Consider the following 282-nt stretch of genomic DNA (forward strand, 5'->3'; position numbering starts at 1 on the left):
GTGCCCTTTATTGATATCAGTACAAGGTCACTGCAGCCAGATGCCATCAAGTTGTTACCCGAAGTGCAGGCTCGCCGGTATCGGGCGCTAGTGCTGGATAATAATCCTGAGTACGTGCTGGTGGGCATGAGCGATCCGGCGGATTTGGCGGCGTTGGACACCCTGGCTAACTTACTGAAAAAGCCAATCCGGGTCGCCGTTGTGCGGGAGTCGCAGTTGTTGTCTGCCTTTGACCGGCATTATCGACGCACCGAAGACATCGCCTCTTTTGCCCAGGAATTG

Annotated in this window: 1 protein-coding gene; it reads left to right on the forward strand. The window is 55.0% G+C overall.

Translation table 11 applies throughout. From position 1 onward, the window contains the following. Positions 1-282 (forward strand): GspE/PulE/PilB domain-containing protein (locus J0A66_RS23145; RefSeq protein WP_500676681.1); only part of this gene is annotated, 282 nt, incomplete at both ends.

This window comes from Bowmanella dokdonensis (assembly GCF_017254865.1).
GTDB classification, from domain to species: domain Bacteria; phylum Pseudomonadota; class Gammaproteobacteria; order Enterobacterales; family Alteromonadaceae; genus Bowmanella; species Bowmanella dokdonensis.